Consider the following 26,889-nt stretch of genomic DNA (forward strand, 5'->3'; position numbering starts at 1 on the left):
GCATTGGAGAAAGTCATGACGAAATACCAAACAGAAGACAATGACATTAAAATCATGCAATTAAGGTCACTGTGCATGGTGGCTGAGCGTGGTACGGTTTCCAATGCAGCGGAAAATTTATTTCGCACACAATCTGCGGTGACCCGCTCACTGCGTGATCTGGAACAAACGTTATCCACCGCGCTATTTGAACGCCACTCCAGCGGAATGCTGTTAACGGATGCCGGGAAATGTGTGTTGCCGCGCGCGCAGCGAGCACTGGGGGAGTTGCAGCAAATCCCGGCGATGTTGGCGCGCTTTAAACAGCGTGGCAGTCACCGGGATGAAGCTGAACCCATCTGGCTGTTCAATGTCCGGCGCTTACAAATTTTTTTACGACTCTTCCATTTGCACCATACCCAAAGCGTGGCCAATGCGTTGGGTATCAGCCAACCGGCGGTGAGTGCCGCATTGAAGGTGCTTGAAAAAGGGGCGGGCGTGAACCTTTTTCAACGATCGCCAAAAGGCATGATGCCTTCAACGGCGGCGCAGGAAATGGCCCCCCATATCAGCCGCGCACTCAATGAAATTCGTCATATTCCAGAGGATCTTGCCGCCCATGTGGGTGATATTCACGGAACGGTACAGGTGGGTGCCCTGCCGCTGTGTCGCAGTAGCCTGCTACCGCGCGCCATCGCACATCTGGTCACGCAACATCCGTCGGTAAAAGTGGTGACCAATGAAAGTGCCTTTAGCAACCTGGTCACCGAATTACGAGCCGGGGATGTGGACCTGATTTTGGGGGCACTGCGTCAGAATGACAGCGTGCCTGATTTGGATAATCGCGTACTGTTCACTGAAGAGCTGGTACTGCTCGCGCGTCCACAGCATCCTTTGGCCGGAAAACCCTTGCTACCTGTTCATTTTGGTCACACGCAGTGGATTTTACCGCGTGAAAACAGTCCCGGCCGTCAGTTGTTGGACCGCGCTTTCCAACGCTTAGGTATGGCACCTCCTACTCCGGTGGTTGAAAGCGGCGATCTGGCGATTATACGAGGACTGTTACTCAACTCCGATATGGTCGCCGCCGTCTCCAGCCATCAGTTAGCCTACGAATTACGTGCCGGTATTCTCAAACCGCTGAGCTTTGCCCTACCCGATACGCATCGTGCGATTGGCCTAACGCTACGCCAGGGTGCATTGCACTCACCCGCCACCCTGGCATTGATCGCCAGCATTGATGCTGAAGCACGCACGGATGCGTCCTAAACGAAATTCATACACCTACACGCTGAAATGTTGACCACAGGCTCTGCCTGTGGCCTGTTTCGCCACCTTAGCAAGCCATTAAGTTTGCCACGCTGCTCACAATATAAATGTAACTCATACCTCTAAAAGCCTTTTTTGACAGACACTCCGCGCTTGGCTGCATAACGTGTAAGGGCATTCACACTCCTCTCACTACGACAATAACGGCCCTACGAGCCCTAACAGAGAGCTAAGCCATGAACACAAACAAGCTGATCGATATTAAAGACTGGATCGACTCTCGTCCGATTTCTCCCTTCCAGTGGCGCGTGCTGGTGCTGTGCCTGATTATCATCATGTTTGATGGTTATGATGCCGCCGTGATGGGATTTATTGCTCCCGCGCTGATTGAACAGTGGCATATTTCCCGTGCGGCGATGGGACCGATACTGGGTGCGGCAATGTTCGGCGTGGCCATTGGTGCTCTCATTGCGGGTCCGCTGTCCGATCGTTATGGACGAAAGAGAGTCATTCTGCTCTCCGTCGCGATGTTTTCTGCCTTCAGTCTGGCCTGTGCTTTCGCTTCATCACCGTTGCAAATGGCGCTGCTGCGTTTTATTGCCGGGCTGGGCTTAGGGGCAGTGATGCCTAACTGCGTGACTCTGCTCGCCGAATATATGCCAGAGCGTCGTAAAGGGGTGATGATCACCCTGATGTTCAGTGGTTTTAATATCGGCTCCGGTTTGGGTGGCTTTATCGCCGCCGCACTGCTCAGCCATTATCACTGGCCTGCAGTGTTGATTGTGGGGGGAGCCGTGCCGCTGTTATTGCTGCCGCTGTTAGCTGTCTTGCTGCCAGAATCAACCCTTAACTTAGTGGTTCGTAAAGCACCGCGTGCACAAATCGCCGCCTTACTGAATCGCATGGGAGGGCACTTCACCCAACATGACGCATTTGTACTGAGTTCACCGCGCATCCAGCGCAGCAGCACCATTGCACAGCTGTTTAGTCACGGTTTTGCCCGCGGCACGATTATTCTGTGGCTGACCTATTTTATGGGGCTGTTTGTTATCTATCTGCTGAATGGCTGGTTACCCACCATCATGCGTTCTGGCGGCATTTCGCTGGAACAAGCCGCCATCCTTGCCGGTCTGTTCCAACTGGGTGGGCCATTAGGCGGCATTTTGGTCGGGGCGTTAATGGATAAATTGAACGCTAAATACGTCATCGGCGTGGTGTATCTGTTGGGATGCGTCTGTCTGCTGGCGCAGGGCGTTTTCGCCTTCTCCGGTGTGGCATTAGGCGTGTTCATTTTTATTATCGGCATGTGCATTAATGGCGCGCAAAATGGCCTGCAAGTCTATTCTCCTGCTTACTATCCCACTGAGATTCGCGCGACTGGCGTAAGCTGGATGCATGGCATTGGCCGTACTGGCGCGATTTTAAGCTCATCCGTGGGCGGACTACTCATGGGGGCCTTTCCTGCCCAATCCGCCATTTTCTTTATCCTTGCCCTGCCCGCGCTGTTGGCTGCATTGAGTATCGTGTTGCACCGCAATGTCGCACTGGAAATGAAAATTAAAGGCGCGGAGTTGAACGACATTCCCGCGCTGTCTCAAACCCTGAATAACCGTTAATACCCGTTAAGGAAGATTCTCATGACGCAGCACCTGTCAGAACCCTGTTTCGATATCGCGCATCTGGCCCATGTTGAGATGTACACCGATAAATTTGAAGAGAGTCTGAATTTCTTCGTTAACGTTTACGGCCTGACTGTCTCCGCTCAGGATGAAAATCACGCCTGGCTGCGCGCCTGGGACGACTACGAATTTCACTCGCTGAAGCTGACGCGCCATCACACCACCGGCGTGGGGCATATCGCCTATCGCGCCAGCTCAGAAGCCGCATTATTGAGGCGCGTCGCCGTAATCGAAGCCAGTCAGTATGAGGCGATAGGCTGGGTGGATAATGAGCCTGGGCACGGGCGTGCTTTTCGCTTTGCCGATCCCTTTGGGCATATCTTCGAAATCTACTACGACACGGTACGTTATCAGCCTGAGCCCGATGAGCGTCCTTCATTAAAAAATCTGGCACAACGTTACCATGGGCGCGGCGCTTGCCCGCGTCGGCTGGATCACCTCAATCTGCTCGCCGCAGATGTACGTGAGTTCAAAGCCTTTATGGAGACCTGCCTTGGCGCACGTGTCACTGAAATGATTCAGTTAGATAACGGGCGCATTGGCGGATGCTGGTTCACCATCAACAACAAAACCTACGATCTGGCTTGTACCGAGGAGCATGGCGGCGGCAATGCGCGCCTGCACCATGTGACTTATGCGACGGATACACGAGAAGATATTCTGCGCGCGGCTGATATCTTCCTGGAGAATGGTGTACATATTGAGACCGGTCCGCACAAACACGCTATTCAGGGCACGTTCTTCCTGTATGTATGGGAGCCAGCCGGGAACCGTGTTGAGCTGGCTAATTCGGGCGCGCGCCTTATTCTGGCTCCAGACTGGCAGACCGTGGTATGGACCGAATCCGAGCGTAAGAGAGGTCAGGCCTGGGGATTAAAAACCATTGAGACCTTCCATACTCACGGCACCCCGCCCGTCGAACGTTAACGTAAAAAGCGCCTACTCCATCGGCTTGGGCGCTTATCTTCTGTTTCAGCTCAACGATGCGGTGACTTTAATCCTGCCGGAATGACGCCACATTAACCTGCCACAAATTGAGTTTGTTATATAAAGCCGTGCGCGAAATACCCAACCGCTGAGCTGACTGACGCAGATTCCCTTTCTGTTCTTTAACGACGAGTAAAACATGTTGACGCTCATGTTCCTGTAGCGACGTGAGTGCCTGAGGAGTTATCGCCACGGCACCCCGGGTCATTTCTTCCGGTAAATCTTCCCTGCCAATTTCCAGTCCTTCACACAGGTTCACCATGCGTTCAACGAGATTTTCTAACTCACGAACGTTACCGGGCCAGTTCCATGCCTGTAAAAAATGCATCGCTTCAGGTGACACCTGCGGTGCAATGCGCTTTAGCCGGGTACAAAGGGCATGAATAAACGTATTAACCAAACCCGGAATGTCTTCCTGACGCTCCCGCAGCGGTGGAATATCAAGCGACATGACGTTAAGGCGGTAGAACAGGTCGCGACGAAAAGCGCCTTTTTCCACCGCATCCATCAGGTTGCAATGCGTGGCGGCGATAATGCGAACATTGACCTTAATAGGGTGAGCCGCACCGATACGCACCACCTCGCTTTCTTGTAAGACGCGCAGCAAGCTGGTTTGGGCCTCCAGCGGCATTTCCGCTATTTCATCCAGAAAAAGCGTGCCGCCATCTGCCAGCTCAAACTTACCCGCAGAGCCACCACGACGCGATCCGGTGAAAGCGCCGTCTACGTAACCAAAGAGTTCGCTCTGCACAAGATCTCTTGGCAAGGCACCACAGTTCAGGGCAATAAAAGGCTCATGATGACGGGGGCTGGCATTGTGAATGGCCTGAGCAAATAACTCTTTCCCGGTGCCACTTTCTCCACTCAACAGTACGGTACTGTCTGTACGACTACTGGCCCGCGCTTTAAAAATCGCTTGTTGCACACGTGGCGACATCCCTCTAATCATTTCAAAGGTATAGCTGGCGCTGACGCCCATGACTCTGCGTGTAATGGCGCGAATACGCTGGTTTTCTCGCAGTGACAATACGCGCCCATCATCTGGCGCAGGCATCAGGGAGATCAGGCATGAAATCGGATCTGCGTTATGTGGGATGAACTGGATCTCGCGGTCATTACAAAAGGGCATGGTCAGTAATGATCCCCCCTCCGGCCTCAGCACCACATCGATGGTGCCTGCATGCGGATCAATATCTTTAAAGATTTGCCGTGCATAGCGGTTGAGCGTTTTGATGTGACCATGCCTGTCACAGACGATCACCCCTTCGTTTAGCGTTTCAAGGATGGATTGTTGCTCAGCGAGTAAACGCTGCAGCATGAGCTGTTGCCCTACCGCTTCAGCAGCAGCCTGAACGGTGCCAAGGGTATGCGCATTGAAGTTATCCGGGGTGGCGGTCAGCGTCAGTACGCCCAGCATCTTGCCACTGCCGTCTCTTACCGGCGCTGCGGCACACTGGTAGTTGCGTTTTCGCAGATCCAGCTTCCAGTTTTCTCCACTCAGAACATAAACCAACCGCTGTTCAATCAAACAACGGGCGGTGCAATTGGTCCCCAGAACATCTTCACGCAAAATACTGCCGACCGGGGTCAGGTCCGATCCGCAAAAGTACAGCGTCACCCCCTGTGCATCCGTCAGGTTGATATGGCCGTCCGGGTTATAGGCCAACAGGTTTTCCATAATGCTGCGGGCTACCTGAATGAACTCCGCGTTACGTTCAATAATTGCGTTCAGCTCATCAGCGGGTGGTGAAATATAGTGAAATGAATGCGGATCGATACCGCGCTGCTGCGAGCGATTCCATGAGTCAAGGATGTTCGGGCGAATCCATCCCGGTTGGATGCCTTCTTCAAAACTCTGCCAGCCCTGCCAGAGCAAATTATCCCATTCCACCACTTCATTGCCGTTTGGCAGGCTGAAAATAGGATCACTTTCATCTTTGATGGGGGAACGATCAGTTAATGACACGCCATCCCTCCTTGCTCAAGGTGTATGTACAGTTAATTGACATGTTAACTTGACATGTAAACTTTACGGTCGTTATTTACGCTAACTCTGTGTTGTCACTCACACTTTTCGCCATTTTTAAGTTGGCATCGCCTTTGCAATATCCATTCACGCCTGAATGGGCAAACCCTACAAAACAAGGAGCTTTTATGGCTATCAAAACTGTACGCGTTGGTCTGATTGGCGCGGGACGAATGGGAAGTTTCCACGCAGAAAATCTTGCGTATCGTGTACCCGGTGCCATCCTGACGGCGGTGGCTGACCCGATGCCAGGAGCGGCAGAAAAGCTGGCTAAAGCACTCGGCGTTGATAAAGCCTACTCCGATCTGCATGCGCTGCTTCAAGACCCAGACGTTGATGCGGTCGTGATCGCAGCACCCGCCCGCACGCATGCTGAATGGGTGATTGCGGCAGCAAACGCAGGTAAACATGTGTTCTGCGAAAAACCGATGGCCGTCACTCTTGATGAAGCCGAACGCGCCATTGCAGCCGCTAAATCAGCGGGCATTGTGCTTCAGGTGGGCTTCAACCGTCGTTTTGATACCGGTTTTGCGGCAGCCATTGCCGCTGTCAAAGCGGGCGAAAATGGCACTACGCAACTCAGCCGTTCACTGACCCGCGACCCAGGGCTGCATGACCCTTCACGCATCCCACAATGGACGATTTTCCTTGAAACCCTGATCCATGATTTTGACACGCTGCTGCACTTTAACCACGGTGCAAAACCGGTGGAGGTTTATGCCCTTGCCGATGCGCTGGTGCGCCCTGACTTCAAGGACAAGGGGCTGTTAGATACCTCTGTTGTCACTATCCGATTTGATAACGGCGCCATCGCTACGGCTGAAGCCAATTTCCAGGCGGTCTATGGCTATGACGTGCGAGGCGAAGTCTTCGGCAGTAAAGGTATGTTGCAGGCAGGGCATATCAACGTGAATAACTGTGTCCGTTATCACCAGGGCGGGATTGCGATTGAAACATCCCGCCTCGACTCAGACCTGCTCAGTGCTGCCTATGTGGCTGAGATGGCCGAATTTGCTCGCTGCATCCGCACAGGTGAAACCCCGCGCGCCACTGGAGAAGATGCGCGTAACGCGTTGGAAATCGCGCTGGCGTGTATTGAATCCGTGCAACTTAAACAACCTGTCAAACTGGGAGCGCGTTAATGGCCAGTTATCAACTTTCCGTCTGTGCCGAAATGGTGTTTCTCGACCTTCCTTTTGTTGAGCGCGTGGAGCGTATTCATGAGATGGGGTTTGGTGTCGAGATATGGGGATGGGCGAATAAAGATATTGACGCACTGGCTGCGACCGGAGCCCGCTTTACCTCAATGACCGGCTACCTCACCGGTAACCTGACGGATGATGACGAAATCCAGCAGCTATTAGCGAGTGCCGAAGCGTCACTGGCCGTCGCTCAACGACTGAACTGCCCCGGACTGAACCTGCATGGCACCGGTTTGGATGACAAAGGTTTACCGGTTAAACCGGTTGAAGTGGTCACCGGTGCGATGTGGCTCAAAGCGGTAGAGACGCTGCGCAAGGTGGCACAACTTGGCGAACGTGCCGGACGTGTTTTTACTCTGGAGAACCTTAACCTGCCGGTTGATCACCCAGGTACGCCTTTTGCTTTGGCAGCAGACACCCTGGCGCTGGTCGAAGCGGTCAATAGCCCGGCGTTGAAAATGAACCTCGACCTTTACCACGCGCAGATTGGTGAAGGGAATCTGATTGAGCTTATTCGCCGCTGTGGACCGGCAATAGGTGAAATTCAGGTTGCCGATGTGCCGGGCCGCCAACAGCCGGGCACCGGTGAAATCAACTATCGCGCAATTGCGCGCACATTACATGAAGTGGGCTATCGCGGCACCGTGGCGATGGAAGGCTGGGCAAAGGGAGACAGTACCGAAGCACTACAACAGTTCCGCGATCATTTCACTGTTTAAGTGTCACACCGCCGGGTATTTGCCTGTTGCCCGGCGTTATTCATCTGTTTAAAAAAATAATAATCTCAACTCTACAGGAAAAATTATGAAAATCAGAAATGTGCTTATCTGTCTGTGCTCCCTGCTGCTGAGTCTCGGCGTCAGTGCCAAAACCTTTACTGTCGGCGTGGCGCTGGCCAACTTTGACCTTAACTTTGTTTCTATTCTACGTACACAGATGCAGGCAGAACTCAAAGCCAATCAACTTAACGGGCAGTTTGTTGATGCTAAAGGTGATGTCGCACTGCAAGTGCAGCAAGTCGACGATTTTATCAATCAGGGCGTTGACGCCATCATCCTGAATCCAGTGGACACACAGGGCGTACTGCCCATGATTACCGCAGCGAAGAATGCCAATATCCCGCTGATCTTCGTGAACCGTAAGCCAGAGGTAAAATTGCAAGGAGACGTGGCCTATGTCGGCTCAGACTCCGCGCTGGGCGGCGAGATGCAGATGGAAGCTTTGGCTAAGAAAATGAACTACAAAGGTAATGTGGCAATTTTGATGGGTGCATTGTCCAACGAAGAGGCGCGTGAACGCACCCGTGCTGTGGAAGCGGTGATTGCCAAATATAAAGATATGAAAGTGGTCGAGAAGCAGACCGCTAAATGGCAGCGTAATGAGGCGGTGGACGTGGTATCAAGTTGGTTACTGAATCAACGTCCTATTGATGCTATCGCTGCCAACAATGACGAAATGGCGATTGGTGCCATCATGGCCCTGAGTCAGGCGAAGAATGAGAAAATCCTGGTCGCGGGCATTGATGGAACGCCAGACGGACAGCAGTTTGTCAAAAACGGCAAAATGGCATTAACGATTTTCCAGGACGCTAAAGGCCAAGCCACGGGTGCGGTACAGGTAACCAAAGCGCTGCTGGATAAACAGAAAGTTGAGGCGTACAACTGGGTACCCTATAAAACCATTACCCCTGAAAATTATGCTCAGTTTGCAGGTCAGTAATAATCGTTAATCTATTGAAACCGGCAAGGTGACCTGCCGGTTTCAATGAATTTTTCGCGACGAGCCGTCAGGTGCTGCTCAAGTTCAGCGCGGATGTTCAAGATGCAACCGCGTAAATGCCCACCTACTTCTTTTCGCTGGTTACTTCCTTCGCTTTCAATCGGCAGGCTTCCACCACCCAGGCAGAGAAGTTCTGACTGTTCTCAATCTTCATACTTTCTTCGATTTGATCAATCAGCAGGTGAGGAAAACGAATATGTTTTCGTCGAGTTTTGGCGTTTGTCATTTTATCCATGTTGATCCCTGGTCTGTTGTCTCACACGTTTAATTTTTGTATTGATATCAAAACGCTGCTCGAGTCGAGCCCGAGCTGGCGTTAAAGCGAAAAGTATCAGACTCTGCTCTTGTTATTTTAGGTCGAGCTGTAACCGACTTTCCGCGAGAGAAAGTGGCTGAATCTGATGAGTGACTAACAACGTGGTTTTACCCTTGATGAGATCTTTCAGACAGTTGAGCACGAGTTCTGTGTTTACCGCATCAAGCCCTTCGGTGGGCTCGTCGAGTAATACGATCGGCGCATGCGAGAGATAAGCGCGTGCGATCGCAATTCTACGCGCCTGGCCACCGGACAGGCGCACTCCTAATTCCCCCGCCAGTGTATCGAGCCCCTGCGGGAAGCCACGGATTTCATCGGCCAGCGCTGCGCGCGTCAGCGCGTCCCACAGCGTTGCATCGTCCGCATCAGGTGAGACCAGGCGAAGGTTGTCGCGAATGGAGGCATTAAACAGATAGGTTTTCTGACTGACCACCGAGATCATCTGACGCAAAACCTCATCGGAAAGTTCTCGGACTGGATGCCCGCCAATCAACACATCCCCTTCCGTCGTGTCCCAAAACCCTTGCACCAGATTCAGGAGGGTTGTTTTGCCTGCGCCACTGGGGCCGAGTATCGCCAGGCAATGGCCAGCGGGCACAGTGAAGCTCAGCTTATCCAATACTACGGGGGCTTCAGGTGCATAACGCATCGTGACCGAACTGAACGTCAGCTCGCTACTCTCTGGCATCGGGCTGGATTCGGGCAACACAATCGCCGGTGACAATTCCGTCATAGAGAACAGACGGCGCGCCGCTTCACGCGTCGTCCCCAGTGCCGCAAAGGCTCCCGGTAATCCGGCTACAGCTTCAGTGCTTGCAAGCACCGTGAATAACAACATGACGATTTCGCTGAGCGTAATGCCGCTTGCATGGCCGTGACGGAATAACAGCACAAAAGCAGCAAACATCCCGAGCTGTCCCACCAGGGCGCACAGCGATCCGCCAATGGCACTCATCCAGGCTTGCTGGCGCTGAGCGCCAATCAATTGCTGCGACAGCTGGCGCAGGTGATCGGTTTGATGGCTGACGGCACCGACCATTTGCAACTCGCCCAACCCGCGGATCAGGTCAGTCGACGCCGCCACTGCGGATGAACGCACGTGCGCAACCTGATGACCGCTGGTTTTTGTCATCGATGCGACCATAACGGGCACCACCACCCCGGCCAGCAGCAATACTGCAGCGTCTATCAGTGCCACGGAAGGTGAAAACCAGCAAATCCCAGCCACAATAATGATGGCGGAGATCAACCCCGCGATGGCAGGGGTTAAGATGCGCAGATAGAAGTTATCCAGACTATCAATATCAGACCGCAGACGCGCCAGCACATCACCATCGCGGAAATCCTGCAGTCGTGCAGGTGCCAGCGGAGCCAGTTGTTGGTAAAACCAGACACGCAGCACGGACAACAACCGCAGTGTTGCATCGTGTGTAACCAATCTTTCCACATAGCGCGCGAAAGTACGTAATACGGCAAGACCACGGATCGCCGCAGCAGGAGTGAAAAACTCCAGCGCCAGTGAACCGACGCCAGCCAGGGCCATGGAGGTGATAAACCAACCTGATAATGCCAGCAGCGCAACATTCGAGAGAATCACAATGACAGAGAGCAGAACTCCCAGCGCCATGCGTAAGCGCCACGGACGCGACAGGCGTAAGAGATGGCAGAGATCATTCATACGCTCGCTCCTTTCTGCAGCCGTTCCAGCTCAGCAAACAGGCCTGCACGATCACGCAGCGCCTGTGGCGTACCGGATTCAATCATACGTCCCCTTTCCAGTACGACCACACGATCGGCCTTGGCTGCGATCTCCGTATCGTGGGTAATAATCAAACGTGCGCTGTCCGGCAATTTGTTGCTCAACGCCGCAATCATGCGCTGAGCGGTGTCACTGTCCAGCGCAACGGTGGGCTCATCCAGAATCACTACCGATGGCGCGTTCAAGATCGCCCGAGCCATGGCAATACGCTGGATCTGCCCACCGGATAAGCCTTGCCCGCCATCACCCAGGCTATAGCCATACTGTGCTGGCAGTGACTGGATAAAGCCGTCAGCCTGGGCAAGCTGTGCTGCCGCTTCTATCTCGTCAGCGCTAATGTCAGGACGCGATAAACGGATATTTTCAGCTATCGATCCAGCAAATAGCGTGGGTCGCTGCGGCAGCCAGCCAATGTGCTGCTGCCATGCGGGAAGATCCAGTGATGTCAGCTCACAGCCATCAATCAGGATGCGCCCCGACGCAGGCTGGATAAAGCCCAGCAGCAGACGTGATAACGTGGTTTTACCGGCACCGCTGGTGCCGACAATGGCCAGCGTTTCACCCGCACGCAAGGTGAGTGAGATATCCGTTACGCCGCCGCCCTCTGCATACTGATAGCTCACACCCTCAATATGGATTTCACGGGGTTTAGCCGTTAACGCCCCCTTCCCCTGTGACGATGCGGGTAACTCCGCATTCAGGATGGCAAGGAAACCTTCAGTGGCGCCAATGGCATCCATTCGCGCGTGATAATGCGTACCCAGATCGCGGAGTGGGCGGAAAAACTCGGGTGCCAGCAACAACGCAAATAAACCGGGTAAAAAGCCCATTTCGCCGTAGAACAAACGGAAGCCCACATACACGGCAACCATGGCAGTGCTGATGGTGGCAAAAAATTCCAGTACTAAAGAAGAGAGGAATGCCAGCCGTAAAACCTTCATCGTGGTTTGACGGTAGCTGTCTGAAATCGCGGCGATAATATTTGCCTGACGGCGCGCGGCATTGGTTTGGCGCAACGTCGTTAGACCGGCGATGACGTCAAAGAAGTGCGCACTCATCAAGTTGAGTTTATGCCACTGCTTAAGACTCACTTTCTCAGCGCCCTTACCCACCACGATCATAAATAACGGCACCAGTGGCGCGGTGATCAGCATGATCAGGCCAGACACCCAGTCGAACGGGAATAGCGCGATCAAAATAGCGATCGGCACGATACCGATGATGATTTTTTGCGGAAGAAAACCTGAAAAGTAAGCCTCGATGGCCTCGACACCTTCGCTCAGCGAGTTGGCGATACTGCCCGTACGCTGACTCTGACTCCAGGTTGGGCCCAGTGCCGCAATACGCTCCAGCAATAGGTTACGCAGCCCTTGACGGATACGGGCAGAGGCCTCAAACGCGAACCCCTGACGCAGCACATCAATTCCGGCGCGCAGCAACATCACCAATGGCAGCAGCCAGAGGCATGGCATGAGTTGGGTGAAGCTTTTACCTTCGAGCACCGCTTTGTCGATTAACCAAGCGAGAAGCCAACACTGTGCAATCATCAGCACAGCATTAAGTGCCGCCATACTGATGGATAGTGAAAATAAACCGCCCGCCTGCTGACGGAGGCTTGAAAGCCAACGTTCAGCGAGGCGGGCTGCAATTCCACTAGGAGGTGCGCTAGCAGACATGATGCTTAATGACCCTCGTGACCAACCAATTTTGAGATACGGCCACGGAATACCCAGATCTGATACCAGTTATACATCAGCATAACCGGAACGAATCCGCCCATGGTCATCGTGAAGGTAATCATTGAAACCTGTGGACTTGCGCCATCCCAGATTGTCCATGTACCTGGAACAATGTACGGGAACATAGTGATCAGCATACCGAAGCCGAGAATAACCGCGGCAGCGTTGAACCACAGGACCGCAGCGAAATCTTTGTCCTTCAGCGTGTCACGGCGAACCTGTTCAATACAGAACAGTGCCAGCAGACCGAACAGTCCCCAGATCCAGAAGTGTGGACCGAACCATTTCTCACGCGCCCAATCGAAGAGTACCGCACTCCATACCCAGGTAATCACTACCGCGGCAATCGCCAGCCAGAAGATCACTGCCGTCCAACGCGCCGCATCCTGACGGATCGGCTCGGACTTTTCAAAACGCGCACGAACAAACAGCACACCCGCGAGCGTCATGGCGATACAAGAGGCCACACCTGTCCAGATAGAGAAAGGTGAGACAAAGTTGAATGCACCACCGATATAGTGAGGAACGCCCTGGGCGGGATGATCAAGACCGAAGCCCTGCAGGATCGCCCCGACGCTCATGCCACCAAAGAAGGTCACGGCCAGACTGGCCACGCCAAAAATACCGTCAGAGAACTTCTGCCAGAAAGGTGACGCCAGATGGCGGAACTCCAGAGCGACGGCACGGGACATAATGCCCCAAAGTACCAGCGCCATTGGCACCATCAGGTAAATGAAGGCTGATCCGTAAACAAACGGGAAGGTCCCAAACATAATGCCACCGGCAACGATCAGCCAGGTTTCATTGGCATCCCAGGTGCCGGCCATTGCCGCCATAATCGCACCACGTTCATCATGGTCGCGAACAAACAGCGAGAAAATCCCGGCACCCAGATCGGCACCATCCAGCGCGATGTATAAAATGACGCTAACACCAAAGGCTAACCACCAAGCGATGATCAGGAAGTGCTGTGAAGAATTAAGCATGTCCATGAATGTCTATTCTCTCATTAAACCGGGCGGATATATTCAGGGTGATCGGCGTGACCGCTGGCAGGCATCTCAAGGTGCCCCAGATGTTCATGCCCTTCTCCCGGCAGTTTGCTGGTTAAGTCTGGGCCGTTACGCACAACCTTCGCCAAGAACCAGATCGTGCCTGCAACCACAGCCGTTTCGAAAATAGCGAAACCAACCAGCCAGAAGATCGCTAAGCCCAGCGACATCGCACTCATGCCATCTTCAGTACGCATCAGACCGTATACAATCCACGGCTGACGACCAATTTCACGCGTCCACCAGCCCGCAATCACGGCGATATACGGCAGTGCCACCATCAGCACGGCCAGCAGCAAGAACAGTTTGTTACGCGGAGCCAGTTCAACCGTCATACGGCGACGGGCCATCAACCACAGACCCCATACGGCAACCGCCAGGATAGCAGCAGCGGCACCCGACATCGCGCGGAAGGCGTAGAACGGTAATACCACCGGGGGTTGTTCATCTTTTGCGAAGCTGTTTAAGCCCTTGACCGGACCATTCCAGGTTTTGGTTTCAATCAGACTCAGACCGTGTGGAATGTCAATGGACCATGCCAGACCGGTACCGTCCTTATTGGGCCAGCCGAGGATATGCCAGGCACTGTTGACGTTGCCTTGCGCATCATAGGTATCGTAGTGACCTTCCATTGCGGCCAGCGCGGCTGGCTTGTGCTCAAGGGTCTCTTCACCCAGCACATCACCCATATAGATCTGTACCGCTGCAACCACTGCCAGTGCGACCAGCGCATACTTTAACGGGCGCAGGAACAGTTCAACATGGCGTTGCTTCAGCACGAACCAGGCACAGGTTGCCACCACGAAGCAGAGCGACAGCTCGAAACTGGCTAACAGCATATGAGGGAAAGCACTGCGTGCGTTCGGGTTAAACAGCGCACCTAACCAGTCGGTGACGATAAAGATGCCATTGTGAAGCTCCACACCCGTTGGCGTTTGCATCCAGGAGTTAGCGACCAGAATCCACATCGCAGAGAGCGTAGAAGAGAGCGCAACATTAAAGGTAGCAAACAGGTGCATACCACGGCTGATTTTGCCCCAACCAAAAATCATCAGTCCGATGAAACCAGCTTCATACATAAAGGCGGTAATCGTCTCATAGCCCAATACCTGACCAAAGAACGGTCCGGCAGCCTGAGAGAAGCGGCCATACAGGATACCAAAGGCCATTTCCATGGTGACGCCCGTCGCCACACCTGCACCGAAGTTAACAATGAATAACTTTTCAAAAAAGCGACACAGGCGGTACCACTTCTCGTCCTGCTTCCTGACCCACATCAGTTCAGAGAAGAACAGAAGCGCAGCCAAACCGATGGTTAGCGGGGGAAAAATGATGTGTATGGATGAAATTAGCGCGAAATCTATACGCGTGATCAGCGATGTAAGATCGTTACTTAACATGACTATCTTCTTTTATATGAGTGACCGTGTTAGTTAGCGGCAACAAAGCGCCTTTTCGCTTGTCATGCGAGTGATATGAGAAAAGCTCAGACATGATAAGTCAAAACAGGTGCTGCACTGTCGTCTCCCTCTTAACTACGAGCAACAACCAACAGTCTATTTCCCAGGCAGGTGTTGAAAGGAAATAGAGTATTTGTCGAGGACTTTATTTCTAAGGAAAACAGAAAAAACAACCAAAATTGTTAACTGGAGACCTGTCACCATGAGGTGGTGAAATAAGATCCAAGCCATGCTCGCAATAAGAAAATCTATGTAAATTATTCTATATTTTGCGCTAGCGCAAAGACACTGCGAATAAAGGGTCAAGTTGTAACAAAAAGAAAATGACACGTTAGGCTCATGAATGCTTACCGTGTTTCTAAAATGTTAAATAACGACAATAAAACTCAAGTTGTAAAAATTAATTCATTAAAAACATATGCATGGATGATCTTGATGGGTTGCTTTAGTTATAAGAAAAATATAAAAGCAAGCAGAATGATGATAGTGGTGTTAATTAATTATTATTTAGCAGTGTTACAATTACAGTAGGCAGGTAGCCAACATCCAATACACATTAATTTAACAATGAATTACAAAGCGCTTCCAATAACACTTATTGCGGCTTATTTTAACACTGAAATAACAATCCGCCGCCCATATGGATTTGATTCAAATGACGAATAACAGCGTTATCCAATAAACCATGCTGCAACAAAAAGTTGTTAGTATGCGCACAATGATTAAATTAATAAGCATTTATTTAACATTTACTGTGCTGAAAAAACACTAGAGGAAGGATGAATCAAAAAGGTTTCAGGCTTGCAGGATAAGCAGTAAACCTGACAGGCGACCGAATTGAAGTAGAGGTGCCGCGAACGTTACGTTAACGTGATGATAAAAGAGGACGCGGAGTGAGAATCACGCGTCCGTTTGTTTTAGGACTAGATAAGCTGAATGACGCTGATCAATTTTGATTCTGTTGTTGCTTGCTGTCCGCTTCTTTTTGCTTTTTATTCGCCATGTGATGACCCACAGCACAGCCAGCCGCTGCCCCTGCTACGCCATGATGGTGGGCTACATGTCCTGCAACTCCGCCTACTGCGGCTCCCTTCAAACAACCTTTAGCTTCAGCCTGTGAACTGGCCGCCATGAGCATGCCAACCGTAATGACAATCATCGATAATTTTTTCATTCGAATTCTCCTGCATTTTAGCGTCGATAAGTCGGACTGTTTAAGCATAGTCAATGACCGATTTAATGCCGTAAATGCTTGTAATAATCGGAATATTTACCTTTTTGCTTACTTTCTGTACTGCGCAAAGCACTTTTACCTGCGGATGAACGGCGCCATTCAATTTCCCCATAGTTATCAGTGAAAAAAATCACAGCACCGTACCAGTGGCTCCTTTAGGGTGGATATCCCCCTACAAGGAGAACATCTGTTATGAGCCTCTTATCGGCAGGCAATCGCCGCGACTTTCTCAAGTTAACCGCTGCTGGCACGTTGCTTGGCAGCGGGTTCACGAACCGTGTTTCTGCGGCTGAAAGCTGTGCGCCAGAAAACCTTAGCCAAATCAATGTCAGTCACTATCTGCTGCGTAATGTCCGCCTCGAAGAAGGATTCATACGTAAACAGGATGTGATTACCGCAACCCGCACGGGTTTATATGACATTGAGATCAATGGCGCGAGTGTTGCGGGCATCCACTCACCAGGATTTAGCTCCCCGCTTCCCGCTTGGGATGCGGGCGGGCATATCCTGCTTCCTGCTACTCGTGATATGCATATTCACCTCGACAAAACCTTCTATGGTGAGGGTTGGCGTGCGCCGCTGCCGCGAAAAAGTGTCATCGACATGATCCACCAGGAAGAACAGATTCTGCCTGAGCTGGTTCCGACCTCTGAAGGACGTGCTGAAAAGCTGATCGGCCTGCTGCAATCTAAAGGCAGCACAGAAGCGCGTAGCCACTGCAATATTGATCCGATCAGTCAGCTCCAAGGGCTGGCTCATCTGCAGCAAGCGATTGCTCATCATCGCCAGGATTTCAGCGCCAAAATTGTCGCCTTCCCTCAACATGGCCTCCTGCGTGCGCATGTTGAGGGAATGATGCGTGGGGCCATGAAAATGGGGGCGGACTACGTTGGCGGTTTGGATCCCACCAACGTGGATGGCGCGATGGAGAAGTCACTCGACACGATGTTCAGCATCGCTCTCGATTTCGCCGCCCCGATCGATATTCACCTGCATGAAACGGAGCCACACGGCGTCGCGGCAATACGTTATATGTTGAAGACCGTGCGCGATAACCCGCAACTCAAAGGTAAGGTGACGATCAGCCATGCGTTCGCATTAGGAACGCTGTCAGGAAAAGAACTGGACGCAATGATTGAGGAACTGAAAGAGCAGCAGTTCAGCATTGCCACCACCGTGCCTATCGGGCGCGTGATTATGCCGCTGCCGCAGCTGCGTGCTGCTGGCATTCCAGTGTGGTCAGGCACCGATACCATTGCCGATCACTGGCAGCCATTTGGCAGTGGCAGCATGCTGGAGAAAGCGAATGTCTATTCCCAGCTCTATCGTGGACCGGATGAGTATTCGTTGAGTCGCGCACTCGGCATTGCCACCAATGAGATATTGCCGCTGAACAGCCAAGGCGAACAGCAGTGGCCAAAAGCGCAGGATCCCGCAACCATGATGCTGGTTGCAGCGAGTTGCTCAGCAGAAGCGGTGGCCCATGTCGCACCAGTGATGGCTACATTCCATCAAGGCAAACAGGTCTTTGGAGCGTTAGCGAAAATATAATCGAAGGGAAAGGTTAAATTTATTTGATGTGATTTTATTGTCGCGCAGAGACTGCGCGACAATATAAAGTATTAGCGGCTTACTTCGTGACCAATTAAACCACCAATCGCCGCGCCACCCAGTGTACCGAACGTGCTGCCACCGGTTAATACTGCACCGCCGACGGCACCGACACCCGCGCCAATTGCAGTGTTACGTCCACGATGTGACATACCGCAGGCGGTAACAGATAAACAAACTAATGCGACAATAGCAAAACTGCAGCTGCGTTTTAAAAGCATCGAAATCCTCATTACCATTAATTAATGGAATGCAATTGTTTTAATTTGATTGTTGTTAAGACACCAAATCATTGGCGACTTGCACTGCTCGTCGGCGCTAATTTATGGCGAAATGGATGACGGCGAAAGGTAAAAATTCCTATTTTATGGCGGCACTGGCGAAGCGGTGAAAACCCCTGCATTCCGCGGTATCATCCTGCATTGCCACTGTCGAATCTTCCGGCAATTGTTCACTTGACGTACAACCTACCAACTAGTAGATTAACTATGATTCAGTAAGCCGGGGAAATTTCTGACAGGAGGCGATGTGAATGTGATTAAGTTTCCTAATCCACAGCAGCAACAAGTTGAGCACAGCCAACTTAACCATGAGATTAAAAACATCGCGGTACGTGACTTTGCATTAAAGATTGCCACGCAGCTGCGCAATGATGACGAGTTAAATAGTCGAGCGCCTTATTTAGTCGATAAAGTCATCATGCTGCTGATAAAAGAGTCGCGCGGCGTCGAGTCGTAAAATAAAAAAAAGCCGCAGCGCGGCTTTTTTTATTGCTCGGTTTTCTGTCGCAACCTGTTTATGACTGGTGCAACGATGTGTAAAAACAGATCGGGTTTATGAAACGCGCGTGCGGCAATCATTGCACCATGCACCGTGGCCATGACCGATTTCGCCTCGGTTTCCGCCCCTTCACGTAGGATAAACACCCCGCTCTGCTCACCTTTATGCAGCACGCTTGTGAGCCAGTCGGCTAACTCGGTGAAATGCCCAGTCACTTCAGCGGCCACCTCGTCGGGTAATGTCGGTAACTCTACGGCCAACATCACGCAAATACAAAAAGGCGAGGTGTTATCTCGGATGCAGCCAGCCCAAAAGTTGATATACCCATTGAGTTCGCTCAGCGGGTCATTGCTGAAATGCTGGCTGGTCGCCGCCATCCCTGCCCGCGCCTCCTGCCGATATTCTGCCACCACCGCCTGAACTAAATCGGCTTTTGCCGGAAAATGGTGATGAATACTCGCTTTACGTATCTGCACCCGTTCAGCTAAATCCGCGTAACTGAAACTTTTATATCCACCAGAGGTGAGCAGAGTTCTGGTGTGGTTAATGATTTCAGTGGCTTTCGGTGAACGTTCGGCGGTCATGCAAGGCTCCGGCAGCAAAATGAAATGGCTGCAAATCAGTAAATTGGCACTGAACCTACTGACCTGCAGCCGGGTTGTCAAGGCGCTTCAGGACGCTTGCCCCGTCCAGCCATACTGCTAAAAACGCCGTCCCGTAAGATCAATGCGTGGAACAGTGCAGCAGCCAGATGGAGCATCACCGTGATGAACAACGCCAACGCCAGCCAGGTGTGTAACGGGCGCAGCACGGCAAAGGCGTCATTACTGACAGGGATAATCGGCGGCAGCACAATACTGCCGCCTAGGCTCACCGGGTAGCCTGCGGCTGACAGCATCGCCCAGCCAATCAAGGGTTGGGTCAACATCATGAAATACAGCGCCCAGTGCGAAAGATGCGCGATCCCTTTCTGCCAAGCTGGCAGCGACGCGGGAAGCGCAGGTTTCACTGTGGTAAATCGCAACCACAATCGCACCACCACCAGCAGCAGAATCATCACCCCGAGCGGCTTGTGGATTGAAACCAGCAGGCTATGCAGCGACGAGACGCTAGCCACCATGCCGACGCCGATAAACAGCATGGCAATAATGGCCGCCGCCATCGTCCAGTGAATAATGCGCAATGCAGGATGGAAATAGTCAGCGTGTTTCATCAGTGTGCTCCTGCCTGTTCACGGGTGCGTGCATTGTAGGACTTGGCATAGGCCGAGGAACGGGCATTGAGGATGGGATCATCAGAGGCCGCAATGCCGTCGGGAAGAATCAATGGATCGTAGTTGATATCGTTGCAGGCTCCCTGCTGCTGCGGCGTGGTTTGGTTGATGGTTAAGGTTCCGGCATTAATGTTCTGGCGATCTGCTGGCCAGGCCACTGACGCGTCATCACTCTTATCGTGCGCATTGGCCACGGTAATCATCAGATCCCACATCAATGGGCCTTTGGCGAGGCGTTGTTGCAGATCGTCCTGTAGGAAGTTGCTGTCATTTTTATCACTGGCATTGATCGGTTGATAAGCCTGATGCGGCACCATACTCCAACGCACAACGTGGCTAGCCCCCGCTTTATCGACAAATTTAAACGCGTTAAGACTGTTGAAGCGATCGCTTGCCCAACTGGAGGACGGGATATATTGCTGTGCCCAACCGAAGAAGGGTTTGATTTCAGGATGCTTCTGCACAAAAGCCTGGATTTTTGCCGGATCGGGCTTGCCCGTTTTGGCATCCGGTAGCGTAGCGATTTGCAGGTCATAGAAACCTTCTACGCTGTTGACTGGGAAGAACGGCATCGCATTCATCCCGGTACGCCACTGCTGACCATCCTTTTGATAAAACGCCAATGCCATACTGCGCACCGGCACCGTATAGTCGGGCGCGTTGGGGTTTCCGCCCGCGATGGCAAAACGCCCGACCACTGGGGTCACGCCTGGCGCAAACAAAGCGGCGCGCGACAGCATGCTGGCATTCCCATTGGCAGTAAAGTTGCCGTTAATGCACACCCCTTTGGCGTGATTACGCCGATAGCCAGGATGCTCGCCGCCGGATTGCTGCAATACGCTAATAAGTTTGTTTGATGACAATCTCTCAGGGGTAAGCCAACCCCCCGTCCAGAGAAAAAGCACAATCAGTAACAGTGGAATAACAGCAATAACGACCAGTCGCGTTATTTTTTGGCCGGTTGATAGAGAAGGCTTGGTCATGGTTTCGCTCAACATTGCATAGAAAGAAGTCAAGGCACTCACCCGAGCAGAAGAGATCGTGCGTGGTATTAAACCTAACCGTCATCAAGGACGGTTTTATGTTTCGATCAATCCAATCTACTAGTAGGTAGATAAAGCTGTCAAATGAATTGCGATTTAATAGGCAAGTGTTGATGCAGTTTGGAGGCTATGCTCCTCGGCTGATGAGCGTTACTGTTGCTCGCGCTGAGGGTAACTGGCTTTCATTGGCGCCACTACCACATTGACGCCCAGATCTTGCAGGCGACGCAAAATCGGTACCGGCGTGCCCTGGTTCACGATCACCACGTCGAATTCACTGAGATGGGCAAAACGATGCAGCGCACGACGTTCAAATTTGGTGTTATCCATCATCAAAATGCGCTTCTGCGCAGCATCAAACATCGCGCGTTTAGTTTCCACCGTTTCTGCGGATTGATGAAACACCGCGTCGTCGATGATCGCTGACATGCTGACAAAAAACACATCGGCACGCAGGCTGGCAATCTCTTCCCGCGTCATGCGGCCCATAAAGGCGTTACACCAGTGATAAAACTGCCCGCCCAATCCCATCAAAGTGATGTCACGGCCGTTGCGCAGTTCATTCATTAACGTCAGAGAGTTGGTGATAACGGTGAGTGGCGCACGTGCAGGCAACAGGCGCGCCATCTGCAATACCGTGGTGGAATCATCAAGAAATATCGCCTGACCCGGCTCCAGATAGCTTGCCGCCACCTCGGCAATGGCCTGCTTCTCTTCCAACTGGCGGGTTGCACGATAGATATCGCTCGACTCAACCAGGCTCGTGGGGGTGGCGGAAACCACGCCGCGAGATTTATGCAGCAGTCCGCGTTCGACCATTTCATCAATATCGCGATGTGCGGTCATCAGACTAATGCCAAACCGATCGGTGATGTCCTCAATCCGAATGGCGCCTTCCGCCATGACGGCTTCGGCAATCAATTGACGTCGTGCGAGCTGTCGCGCCTGTCGGCTATCGCTCGGTAGAGGTTCAGCCATAAATACGTTGAGCGATGAGTCCTGCGGGTTGTGCGCCATGTTTCGTCCGGGAAAAAGAGGCAGAAAAGCGGGTTCGTCATGATTACAACGCGGAAACGTTCTTTTTGCAAATGGTCGACTTCGGTTGCCGCGATCAGGTGCGCAGAAATGCGCACCTGTAAAGGATGGCCGCCATTGAATGCGGCCCCCTGCACCTTACTGCTTCAATACGAACGGGGAAACAAAGTTACCCGCATTCTCTTTAGTGATCAGAATACAGTCAAACAACTGTTTCTCTGATGCTGCTCCAGTTTTACCGGTTTTCAGGAAACTATCCGCTTGCTCAACCGCTTTCTGCGCGAACTGCGCCACTGGCTGCATCACGGTATACGCCAAGGTACCGGCTTTAACGGCATCAACCGCATCCGGTGAACCATCAAAACCGCCCACCTTGATTTGGTTCAGCTTGCCGGCTTCCTTCAACGCGGCAATGGCCCCCAGCGCCATCTCATCGTTACCGCTGATGACACCTTTAATGTTGGGGTTAGCCTGCAGCAATGACTGCATTTTGTTGAAGCCCTGAGTACGATCCCAGTTTGCCACTTCCTGACCGACTTTCTTCAGTGTTGGATACTGGGACAGCACGGTATCAAAACCGTTGGCACGGGTTGCCGCATTGTTGTCTGAAGGAGGCCCCACCAGTTCAACGTAGTTGGCGGTATCGCCCACTTGTTTCACCCACTCCATGGCACCCACGGCGGCACCCTGCGCGTTGTTAGAGACCAACTGCGCTTTTGCCAGCCCACTCTGATTCAACTCCGCATTGATGATAAACACCGGAATATTCGCCGCAATGGCTTTTTTAACCGATCCCACCGATCCGTCTGCGTTAGCCGGATCAAGAATAATGGCTTTAGATTTGTTGGTGATCGCGGTATCGATGAGTTGGCTTTCCGTGTTGGTATCGCCTTTGTGCGCGCTGACTTTGGCGCTGTAGCCCAGTTTCTCAGCGGCCTTTTGCGCCACCTGCCCCTCCGTTAGCCAATAAGGGTTGGAAGGATCGTTGACGATAATGGTCATCAGGCCATTATCCGCCCAAGTGGGTGCAGCGAAGGTGGTAATCGCCATCGCTGCGGCAGCAATAAACAGACGTTTTGTGAACATAGGTGCTCCGTTATTATTTAGGGTACAGGTTTTACGGATAACCGCGCGCTGCCAAACAGCGCGCGTGAGTTAGCGACCGCGCTTGCCGTATTGCAAGGTATTGAGCAACACCGCCAGCACAATCACGGCGCCAGTGAACACCGTCTGCCAGTAGGCAGAAACGCCGATAATCACCAAGCCATCAGAGAGAAAACCAATTACAAAAGCGCCCAGCAGCGTGCCACGCACGTTACCCCGCCCGCCGGTTAAGGCCGCACCACCGATCACCACGGCAGCAATGGCCGTTAGCTCATAGGTGGTACCCGCCGTAGGACCGGCTGAAGTCAACTGGGAAGAGAGCACCAGACCCGCCATGGCGGCACAGATGCCCGACAGCACATAAACGCTGATCTTGATACGTTTCACCGGGACGCCGGAAAGGTCGGCAGCGCGCTCGTTGCCGCCAGAGGCATAGAGCCAGCGACCGAAGGCCGATCGGCTGAGCAGGAAACCACAAGCCAGCGCCACTACGCCCAGTACCAGCACGCCAATCGGAATGTTGAAGATGCGGTTGAAACCCAGCCAGTCGAAGCCGGTGTTACCTAAGGCTTCACTACCAGAGAGTTTGTTGTAGGTCAGTCCGTTGGTGATCAGCAACGCGATGCCGCGCGCCACATACATAGTGCCTAACGTCGCCACAAAGGCCGGCACACGGAACCAGGCAATCAGCACGCCGTTGACCAATCCCACGAGTGCGCCGATCACCAGGGTTAAGATCGCCACCGCCCACACCGGCAAATACAACACCACGCCTAACGCTTCCAGGTTGATGCCCTGCATCATAAAACCGGCCATCACGCCCGCCAGGCCCAGGGTTGATCCCACTGACAAGTCAATCCCGCCATTGAGGATCACCAGCAGCATACCGATCGCCGGTAAGCCAAAGATGGCCACATGCGAGGCCATGGTCAGGAAGTTGGCACCGGTAAAATAGTTAGGTGAAAGCAGGGAAAAAGTGGCGATAATCACCAGTAGCGCGATAAAGGCGCGCCCTTCCAGCAGCAACCGCGCCAGATTAAGGCTTTTCTCGGCCTTCTTCTTGGTGGTGACCGGCGGCGAATCCAGCGTTTGCGTTCTGTCTGTCATATCGTTTGCTCCGTTCTTCATGTCATGCCACCAGAGACTCGCCTGAAGCGGCCATAATGCGTTCTTTACTCACGCTGGAATCGAAGATGGCGTTAATGCGCCCTTTACTCATCACCACAATGCGATGTGCAATGCTCAGGCACTCACCTACTTCGGAAGTGGTATAGACCACCGCCAGCCCCTTTTTGGCGTTCTCCGCCAGCAGACGAAATACTTCGGCTTTGGCGCCAATATCGATGCCGCGACTGGGTTCATCCAGCAGAATGACTTTGGGACGCGTGGCCAGCATTTTGCCGATCACCACTTTCTGCTGATTACCGCCTGAGAGTGATCCAATCGCTGCCTCACCGCCGGCAGTTTTCACCGTGACGTTGCGGATACTGTCCGCCACCAGCTGTTTTTCGCGGCGCGGTGACAGCACCAGTCCACGGACAAACTCGCTGATACTGGCGAGCGACAGGTTTTCGCCCACCGACATGGTTTGCACCAGGCCATCGCGCTGACGATCTTCAGGTACCAGCGCTAGCCCAATTTGAATGCGTTGCTGTATCGTCAGGCCTGAGACGTCGGTGTCCTGCAACAGAATGTGCCCACTGCTCTGATGTATTCGCCCGGCAATGCACTCCAGCAATTCCGTACGTCCGGCACCCATCAGCCCATAGATACAGACGATTTCTCCGGCTTTGACGCTCAGCGATAAATTGTCCACCAGCCGAATGCCGGTTTTACTTTTGAGGGTCAAATCCTGCACGGTAAGAGCCTGCTCACCAAAGGCATAGCCCTCCGGTGGCGAACCAAGATCAAAGTGGTCCCCCACCATGTTGCGCACGATCCATTCGAGATCGATCTCATCACGCTTGGCGTAAGCGGTCATCACCCCATCACGCAGCACGACCGCCCGATCGGTGATCTCCAACGCTTCCTCCAGATGATGCGAGATATAGACAATCGCCACGCCCTGGCTGGTAAGGTCACGAATCACCTGAAACAGCACCGAGACTTCTGCTGCACTCAGTGCCGAAGTGGGTTCATCCATGATCAGGATTTGTGAGTTCACAGAGAGCGCGCGCGCAATCTCGACAATTTGCTGCTGGCCGAGACGTAGATTCTCGACTGGCGTTAACGGATCGATCTCCTCTTCCAACGCCGTCATCAAGTGCGCGGTAATGCGCGCTTCCTCGGCATAATCCACGCCGCCTGTTTTCATGATTTCGCGCCCCATGAAAATGTTGTCGCGCACGTTCATGTTTGGCGCGAGGTTCAGTTCCTGGTGGATGATCGAAATGCCGCAATCACGCGCTTCGGTTGCTGAGCGAAAAACTTTCTCTTCGCCATTGTAAAGAATTTCCCCAGATGTTGGCGTAATCACGCCTGACAAGATTTTCATGAGTGTCGATTTTCCCGCGCCGTTTTCACCAAACAGCGTGGTGACTTCGCCACGGCGGATCTCAAAGTTCACGCCCTTCAGCGCATGGGTTGAGCCATAGACTTTGCTGATGTGGCGCGCTTCCAAGATCACTTCGCCTTTTAACAAGGCAGGATTAACGTTGAACGGTTTCATTTCACCTCCAGACTGACGGGCGTCACCATCCAACTGGTGGGGGTCAACAGACGAAACACGCCAACCACTTGCACGGTTTTACCCGGCAGTGCATCACGATCCAGTTTGTCTAGGACGGCGGCTTTCATCGCGCGATTGATGGCCGAACCGGCATTTTGATACTCGATCTGGTTGGTAAAATCGCCGAATTGAATTTTGCCGCTAGCATCGCGTAGATCAGTGCCGGTAATGGCGGGCCCCGTTTGCAAGCGCACCTGATTGCCTTCAGGCAATCCCGCTACTTTCAGCGGGAAGATGCCCATTTGTCCGGGCTGTACCACCGCTTCCAGTTTCACCGGAATCACCGGTAGCGGCGAACCCACACCATATTTCTGCACGGCTTCTTGCTGATTGGCCTTCAACGCCTCAGCCAGGGTTTTCGCATCCACCGCTCGGGCTTCCACATCCTGCTGGATACCGGGGAAGGTTTTCTGACCATAGCTATCTGGCGAGAAGCCCTGCTCTTGTGCATCTTGCGCCGAACCAATCTTCACCACCTTAGTGTCAAGGGCCATGGCAGCAATGACCGCCACCACCACCACGCCTATGAGGGTGTAGCGACGGGTGCGTTTTCGGCTGAGCTGCTGTGCGAGCATTGAGACATCGGACATAACGTGACCTCTCACTGTTATCTGCTGCGATAATCGCCGCGATAAATGTTATAAATGTGATAACTTGTGTGATGAGAATTGTTCCGATGTGACTAAATTGTCAACAGCCCAAGAGCAATTTTTTCAGGAGAGAGATCTGGATCGCTAAATTAGGCCCCTGAATTCGCAATCGCTCCGTAGGCCTTACCAAATCAGCCTTTCATGTGTGATATCACATTTCCCCCCTCCCACTTTAGCTTCTATT

At 52.7% G+C, this 26,889-nt stretch carries 24 protein-coding genes; 8 read left to right on the top strand and 16 right to left on the bottom strand.

The window, feature by feature from the left end; translation table 11 throughout:
• Nucleotides 1-15: 15 nt before the first annotated feature.
• From HA51_RS13280 to HA51_RS13290, 3 genes are all read left to right on the top strand, one after another.
• Entirely contained in the window at nucleotides 16-1,248 is a 1,233-nt protein-coding gene (locus HA51_RS13280; RefSeq protein WP_084934956.1) for a LysR family transcriptional regulator, read from the top strand.
• 236 nt (nucleotides 1,249-1,484) lie between these two features.
• Nucleotides 1,485-2,864 (top strand): MFS transporter, encoded by a 1,380-nt coding sequence (locus tag HA51_RS13285; protein ID WP_084934957.1) that lies wholly within the window; start codon nucleotides 1,485-1,487, stop codon nucleotides 2,862-2,864.
• Between the two features lie 21 nt (nucleotides 2,865-2,885).
• Nucleotides 2,886-3,854 carry a VOC family protein gene (locus tag HA51_RS13290; protein ID WP_084934958.1) on the top strand — a complete coding sequence of 323 codons (969 nt, stop codon included), beginning with the start codon at nucleotides 2,886-2,888 and terminating at the stop codon, nucleotides 3,852-3,854.
• A 67-nt stretch (nucleotides 3,855-3,921) separates the two neighbouring features.
• On the opposite strand, the gene HA51_RS13295 is transcribed toward HA51_RS13290, so the two are convergent.
• Complete coding sequence (locus tag HA51_RS13295) at nucleotides 3,922-5,880, bottom strand: sigma-54-dependent Fis family transcriptional regulator (RefSeq protein WP_084934959.1); 1,959 nt, start codon at nucleotides 5,878-5,880, stop codon at nucleotides 3,922-3,924.
• 188 nt (nucleotides 5,881-6,068) lie between these two features.
• Here HA51_RS13295 and HA51_RS13300 point away from each other — a divergent pair, with 188 nt between their 5' ends.
• From HA51_RS13300 to HA51_RS13310, 3 genes are all read left to right on the top strand, one after another.
• Entirely contained in the window at nucleotides 6,069-7,082 is a 1,014-nt protein-coding gene (locus HA51_RS13300) for a Gfo/Idh/MocA family oxidoreductase (protein WP_084934960.1), read from the top strand.
• Nucleotides 7,082-7,861, top strand: coding sequence for a TIM barrel protein (locus tag HA51_RS13305; RefSeq protein ID WP_084934961.1), 780 nt, complete (start codon nucleotides 7,082-7,084; stop codon nucleotides 7,859-7,861). The genes HA51_RS13300 and HA51_RS13305 overlap by 1 nt, the downstream gene beginning before the upstream one ends.
• An 85-nt stretch (nucleotides 7,862-7,946) precedes the next feature.
• The gene (locus HA51_RS13310; RefSeq protein WP_084934962.1) at nucleotides 7,947-8,861 is read left to right on the top strand and encodes a substrate-binding domain-containing protein; all 915 of its coding nucleotides are present in this window, start codon (nucleotides 7,947-7,949) and stop codon (nucleotides 8,859-8,861) included.
• A 124-nt stretch (nucleotides 8,862-8,985) separates the two neighbouring features.
• Here HA51_RS13310 and HA51_RS13315 read toward each other — a convergent pair whose 3' ends face one another.
• The 6 genes from HA51_RS13315 to HA51_RS13340 all read right to left on the bottom strand — a co-directional run bounded on the left by HA51_RS13315 (nucleotide 8,986) and on the right by HA51_RS13340 (nucleotide 16,421).
• Complete coding sequence (locus HA51_RS13315; RefSeq protein WP_084934963.1) at nucleotides 8,986-9,156, bottom strand: YlcI/YnfO family protein; 171 nt, start codon at nucleotides 9,154-9,156, stop codon at nucleotides 8,986-8,988.
• Nucleotides 9,157-9,268: 112 nt separating this feature from the next.
• Nucleotides 9,269-10,915: a thiol reductant ABC exporter subunit CydC gene (gene cydC, locus HA51_RS13320; RefSeq protein ID WP_084934964.1), complete on the bottom strand. Its 1,647-nt coding sequence runs from the start codon at nucleotides 10,913-10,915 to the stop codon at nucleotides 9,269-9,271.
• The gene (gene cydD / locus HA51_RS13325) at nucleotides 10,912-12,672 is read right to left on the bottom strand and encodes a thiol reductant ABC exporter subunit CydD (protein ID WP_084934965.1); all 1,761 of its coding nucleotides are present in this window, start codon (nucleotides 12,670-12,672) and stop codon (nucleotides 10,912-10,914) included. Before cydD ends, cydC begins: the two co-directional genes overlap by 4 nt.
• Nucleotides 12,673-12,677: 5 nt before the next feature.
• Complete coding sequence (locus HA51_RS13330) at nucleotides 12,678-13,727, bottom strand: cytochrome d ubiquinol oxidase subunit II (RefSeq protein WP_084934966.1); 1,050 nt, start codon at nucleotides 13,725-13,727, stop codon at nucleotides 12,678-12,680.
• A 17-nt stretch (nucleotides 13,728-13,744) separates the two neighbouring features.
• Nucleotides 13,745-15,187, bottom strand: coding sequence for a cytochrome ubiquinol oxidase subunit I (locus HA51_RS13335; protein WP_084934967.1), 1,443 nt, complete (start codon nucleotides 15,185-15,187; stop codon nucleotides 13,745-13,747).
• 1,006 nt (nucleotides 15,188-16,193) lie between these two features.
• Nucleotides 16,194-16,421: a hypothetical protein gene (locus HA51_RS13340; protein WP_084934968.1), complete on the bottom strand. Its 228-nt coding sequence runs from the start codon at nucleotides 16,419-16,421 to the stop codon at nucleotides 16,194-16,196.
• A gap of 252 nt (nucleotides 16,422-16,673) precedes the next feature.
• Here HA51_RS13340 and HA51_RS13345 point away from each other — a divergent pair, with 252 nt between their 5' ends.
• Nucleotides 16,674-18,032 carry an amidohydrolase gene (locus HA51_RS13345; RefSeq protein WP_084934969.1) on the top strand — a complete coding sequence of 453 codons (1,359 nt, stop codon included), beginning with the start codon at nucleotides 16,674-16,676 and terminating at the stop codon, nucleotides 18,030-18,032.
• Between the two features lie 71 nt (nucleotides 18,033-18,103).
• On the opposite strand, the gene HA51_RS13350 is transcribed toward HA51_RS13345, so the two are convergent.
• Entirely contained in the window at nucleotides 18,104-18,313 is a 210-nt protein-coding gene (locus tag HA51_RS13350; protein WP_038646981.1) for a glycine zipper 2TM domain-containing protein, read from the bottom strand.
• Nucleotides 18,314-18,620: 307 nt separating this feature from the next.
• Between HA51_RS13350 and HA51_RS13355 the strand changes: the two genes are divergently transcribed.
• Nucleotides 18,621-18,830, top strand: a complete 210-nt coding sequence (locus HA51_RS13355) for a hypothetical protein (RefSeq protein ID WP_084934970.1) — start codon at nucleotides 18,621-18,623, stop codon at nucleotides 18,828-18,830.
• A 29-nt stretch (nucleotides 18,831-18,859) separates the two neighbouring features.
• Here HA51_RS13355 and HA51_RS13360 read toward each other — a convergent pair whose 3' ends face one another.
• The 8 genes from HA51_RS13360 to HA51_RS13395 form a co-directional block, all read right to left on the bottom strand.
• Nucleotides 18,860-19,456: a TetR/AcrR family transcriptional regulator gene (locus HA51_RS13360; RefSeq protein WP_084934971.1), complete on the bottom strand. Its 597-nt coding sequence runs from the start codon at nucleotides 19,454-19,456 to the stop codon at nucleotides 18,860-18,862.
• Nucleotides 19,457-19,533: 77 nt separating this feature from the next.
• Nucleotides 19,534-20,085, bottom strand: a complete 552-nt coding sequence (locus tag HA51_RS13365) for a cytochrome b (RefSeq protein ID WP_084934972.1) — start codon at nucleotides 20,083-20,085, stop codon at nucleotides 19,534-19,536.
• Nucleotides 20,085-21,128 (bottom strand): catalase family peroxidase, encoded by a 1,044-nt coding sequence (locus HA51_RS13370; RefSeq protein ID WP_084934973.1) that lies wholly within the window; start codon nucleotides 21,126-21,128, stop codon nucleotides 20,085-20,087. The genes HA51_RS13365 and HA51_RS13370 overlap by 1 nt, the downstream gene beginning before the upstream one ends.
• A 210-nt stretch (nucleotides 21,129-21,338) precedes the next feature.
• On the bottom strand, nucleotides 21,339-22,205 hold the full coding sequence (locus HA51_RS13375) for a DeoR/GlpR family DNA-binding transcription regulator (protein WP_084934974.1): 867 nt from the start codon (nucleotides 22,203-22,205) through the stop codon (nucleotides 21,339-21,341).
• A 156-nt stretch (nucleotides 22,206-22,361) separates the two neighbouring features.
• On the bottom strand, nucleotides 22,362-23,309 hold the full coding sequence (locus HA51_RS13380) for a D-ribose ABC transporter substrate-binding protein (RefSeq protein ID WP_034823484.1): 948 nt from the start codon (nucleotides 23,307-23,309) through the stop codon (nucleotides 22,362-22,364).
• A gap of 69 nt (nucleotides 23,310-23,378) precedes the next feature.
• Nucleotides 23,379-24,434, bottom strand: coding sequence for an ABC transporter permease (locus tag HA51_RS13385; protein WP_211282938.1), 1,056 nt, complete (start codon nucleotides 24,432-24,434; stop codon nucleotides 23,379-23,381).
• A gap of 22 nt (nucleotides 24,435-24,456) precedes the next feature.
• Nucleotides 24,457-25,995 carry a sugar ABC transporter ATP-binding protein gene (locus HA51_RS13390; RefSeq protein ID WP_084934976.1) on the bottom strand — a complete coding sequence of 513 codons (1,539 nt, stop codon included), beginning with the start codon at nucleotides 25,993-25,995 and terminating at the stop codon, nucleotides 24,457-24,459.
• Complete coding sequence (locus HA51_RS13395; RefSeq protein WP_084934977.1) at nucleotides 25,992-26,645, bottom strand: DUF2291 domain-containing protein; 654 nt, start codon at nucleotides 26,643-26,645, stop codon at nucleotides 25,992-25,994. The genes HA51_RS13390 and HA51_RS13395 overlap by 4 nt, the downstream gene beginning before the upstream one ends.
• Nucleotides 26,646-26,889: the final 244 nt, after the last annotated feature.

Origin of the sequence: Pantoea rwandensis (assembly GCF_002095475.1) — a bacterium.
In the GTDB taxonomy this organism is placed as follows: Bacteria; Pseudomonadota; Gammaproteobacteria; order Enterobacterales; family Enterobacteriaceae; genus Pantoea; species Pantoea rwandensis.

Bases quoted from the DNA above. Each gene is read 5' to 3' on its own strand.
- HA51_RS13280 (WP_084934956.1), top strand. From the start codon at position 16: ATGACGAAATACCAAACAGAAGACAATGACATTAAAATCATGCAATTA.
- HA51_RS13285 (WP_084934957.1), top strand. From the start codon at position 1,485: ATGAACACAAACAAGCTGATCGATATTAAAGACTGGATCGACTCTCGT.
- HA51_RS13290 (WP_084934958.1), top strand. From the start codon at position 2,886: ATGACGCAGCACCTGTCAGAACCCTGTTTCGATATCGCGCATCTGGCC.
- HA51_RS13300 (WP_084934960.1), top strand. From the start codon at position 6,069: ATGGCTATCAAAACTGTACGCGTTGGTCTGATTGGCGCGGGACGAATG.
- HA51_RS13305 (WP_084934961.1), top strand. From the start codon at position 7,082: ATGGCCAGTTATCAACTTTCCGTCTGTGCCGAAATGGTGTTTCTCGAC.
- HA51_RS13310 (WP_084934962.1), top strand. From the start codon at position 7,947: ATGAAAATCAGAAATGTGCTTATCTGTCTGTGCTCCCTGCTGCTGAGT.
- HA51_RS13315 (WP_084934963.1), bottom strand. From the start codon at position 9,156: ATGGATAAAATGACAAACGCCAAAACTCGACGAAAACATATTCGTTTT.
- cydC (WP_084934964.1), bottom strand. From the start codon at position 10,915: ATGAATGATCTCTGCCATCTCTTACGCCTGTCGCGTCCGTGGCGCTTA.
- cydD (WP_084934965.1), bottom strand. From the start codon at position 12,672: ATGTCTGCTAGCGCACCTCCTAGTGGAATTGCAGCCCGCCTCGCTGAA.
- HA51_RS13330 (WP_084934966.1), bottom strand. From the start codon at position 13,727: ATGGACATGCTTAATTCTTCACAGCACTTCCTGATCATCGCTTGGTGG.
- HA51_RS13335 (WP_084934967.1), bottom strand. From the start codon at position 15,187: ATGTTAAGTAACGATCTTACATCGCTGATCACGCGTATAGATTTCGCG.
- HA51_RS13340 (WP_084934968.1), bottom strand. From the start codon at position 16,421: ATGAAAAAATTATCGATGATTGTCATTACGGTTGGCATGCTCATGGCG.
- HA51_RS13345 (WP_084934969.1), top strand. From the start codon at position 16,674: ATGAGCCTCTTATCGGCAGGCAATCGCCGCGACTTTCTCAAGTTAACC.
- HA51_RS13350 (WP_038646981.1), bottom strand. From the start codon at position 18,313: ATGCTTTTAAAACGCAGCTGCAGTTTTGCTATTGTCGCATTAGTTTGT.
- HA51_RS13360 (WP_084934971.1), bottom strand. From the start codon at position 19,456: ATGACCGCCGAACGTTCACCGAAAGCCACTGAAATCATTAACCACACC.
- HA51_RS13365 (WP_084934972.1), bottom strand. From the start codon at position 20,085: ATGAAACACGCTGACTATTTCCATCCTGCATTGCGCATTATTCACTGG.
- HA51_RS13370 (WP_084934973.1), bottom strand. From the start codon at position 21,128: ATGACCAAGCCTTCTCTATCAACCGGCCAAAAAATAACGCGACTGGTC.
- HA51_RS13375 (WP_084934974.1), bottom strand. From the start codon at position 22,205: ATGGCGCACAACCCGCAGGACTCATCGCTCAACGTATTTATGGCTGAA.
- HA51_RS13380 (WP_034823484.1), bottom strand. From the start codon at position 23,309: ATGTTCACAAAACGTCTGTTTATTGCTGCCGCAGCGATGGCGATTACC.
- HA51_RS13385 (WP_211282938.1), bottom strand. From the start codon at position 24,434: ATGACAGACAGAACGCAAACGCTGGATTCGCCGCCGGTCACCACCAAG.
- HA51_RS13390 (WP_084934976.1), bottom strand. From the start codon at position 25,995: ATGAAACCGTTCAACGTTAATCCTGCCTTGTTAAAAGGCGAAGTGATC.
- HA51_RS13395 (WP_084934977.1), bottom strand. From the start codon at position 26,645: ATGTCCGATGTCTCAATGCTCGCACAGCAGCTCAGCCGAAAACGCACC.